Source organism: Bradyrhizobium sp. (assembly GCF_030654605.1).
Lineage (GTDB): Bacteria > Pseudomonadota > Alphaproteobacteria > Rhizobiales > Xanthobacteraceae > Bradyrhizobium.
The window spans coordinates 1-1928 of the sequence record NZ_JAURXB010000171.1; the positions used below are offsets into that span (position 1 = coordinate 1).

The following is a 1928-nucleotide window of genomic DNA, read 5'->3' on the forward strand; positions in this document are numbered from 1 at the left end:
GGCGGTGCGACCACCTCGATCGCGGTCTCCTGGAACGCGCGCTCCAGTTCGTCCAGCGACACTTCGCCCGGACGTAGCTCCCGCTCCAGTATCTGCGGCACCAGGGTGCCCTGCTCGACCGCCGGTGCTGATGCTACCGGCGCGGTTGACTCTGCTGATGCTGACACGACGAGCTCCGCTTGCGCTGACATCGCGGCCATGCCGCGCTCGACCAATTCCTGGAGCTGGACGATCAGATCCTGATCGGTGCCCTCGGGCTCGGCCTCGGTGGCCTCGAGGCCCGCGAGAATTTCCTTGATGCGATCGATGCTGGAAAGGATCAGCGACACCGCTTCGGACGTGACCGGCATGCCGTCGCGGAATTTGCCCATCAACGTTTCGCCGGCGTGGGCCAACGCTTCGAGGCGCGGCAGGCCGAGGAAGCCGCAGGTGCCCTTGATGGTGTGAACCAGCCGGAAGATGTTATCCAGAATCTTGGCGTTGTTCGGATCCTGCTCGAACCGCACCAGCTGATTATCGACCGTATCCAGGCTCTCGCTGGTCTCGGTCAGGAACTCCCGCAACAAATCATCCATGAAACAGGCCTTCGAACGCATCGGCGCGCGATTTCGACACGCCTCTCGGAACGTGGCCAGCTTCTATGCAAAGCGTTTAATATTGGTTGAGCAATTGGAAAAGAACGGGCTCAACAAAGAGATAAGACGGCTTCGTTGAAGCCGGGGGCATGCGTAAACCGCTGGTTAACCATGTTTGCGCGTCAGCGCGCTGATATCTGCGCATATTCCGATCGCAAACCGGCATTCCCATGGAATCGCGCAGGGCATGTCGGCGGAGATACCCGCTGACGCTCAGGAGGCGGTCACGACCACCGCTTCGCCCTCGGGAGCGAGCACCACGTTCAGCCCGCAGGCCTGCGCCAGCAGCCGCGTATAATAAGGCTGCACCGCGTGCGCATCGATGCTGGAGGCCGATCCCGAACTCAGCATGTCCGCGATATTCTGCGGCATGCGGGCGTTGAGCCCGGCGGCTGCGACGCGAAAGCCCATGGCTTCGCCTTCGCCGACCTGATCGACCGTCAGCACCCCGCCCCGCGGGATGGTCTGCTGCGCAATCACCATCATGTTCAGGAGCAGCTTGACCCGGTTCTTCGGCAGCAGCACCCGCGGCAAATTCCACGTGATCTTGGTCTTGGCGTCCTCGAGGTGACCGCGCGCCATGGCCTGCGCATCGCCGAGGTCGATCTGGGCGCCCGCCGATCCCGCCGCCCCGAACGCCAGGCGGCAGAACTGCAACCGCGCGGAGGCGGTCTTGGCGCTCTTGCGGATCAGATCGAGCGCAAATTCGCGGTCTTCCGGCTTCGGATTGTCGTCGAGGACCTCGAGCCCGTTGACGATGGCACCGACCGGGCTGATCAGATCATGGCAAACCCGCGAACACAGCAGCGCCGCCAGTTCGAGGGCGTCGGGGGCGGGACCGGGAGTCGTGGTGCCAGACATAAGGTGTTACCTGGAGGTTCTACCTGGGGAAATCCGTGACAGACGCGGACACGGCGAATCACGCATGCTTGCTGGCTTGATACACTGCGAACGCGCGTGCTGCCACCACAAGGCGGCTCGGCGGGAAAGACGGAACTGTAGATGAGACCCGCCCAAAAAACCGATCGAGCGATCGGCCGAGAAACCGCCCGGGAAACCGCCCATGAATGAGGCACGTTCGTCAGGACCGACGATCGATCGCGAGGCCGCAGCCGCGCTGATGGGGCCCCTGACCGTCCTGGTGGTCCGGGACGGCGCCGCCATTCTCGCTGTCAACCGTTCCGCGATGAAGATCGACGGCAAGCTCGACGGATCGCCGGTAACGGAGGCGGATCTCGCCGCCGACCGAATCATCGGCGAAGGGCTGGCAAGACTGGCGCCAGACATACCGGC

General features: G+C 63.5%; 2 protein-coding genes and 1 pseudogene. 1 reads left to right on the plus strand and 2 read right to left on the minus strand.

Annotated features, from left to right (window positions below; all coding sequences use genetic code 11):
* Both Q7U29_RS16040 and chpT read right to left on the minus strand, forming a co-directional pair.
* Positions 1-575 (minus strand): Hpt domain-containing protein (locus Q7U29_RS16040; protein WP_304743090.1); only part of this gene is annotated, 575 nt, incomplete at its 3' end.
* 273 nt (positions 576-848) lie between these two features.
* Complete coding sequence (gene chpT, locus Q7U29_RS16045; RefSeq protein ID WP_304743092.1) at positions 849-1496, minus strand: histidine phosphotransferase ChpT; 648 nt, start codon at positions 1494-1496, stop codon at positions 849-851.
* 202 nt (positions 1497-1698) lie between these two features.
* On the opposite strand from chpT, the pseudogene Q7U29_RS16050 reads away from it, so the two are divergent.
* Positions 1699-1928 (plus strand): annotated as a pseudogene (locus Q7U29_RS16050) (3'(2'),5'-bisphosphate nucleotidase CysQ); the annotation flags it as partial.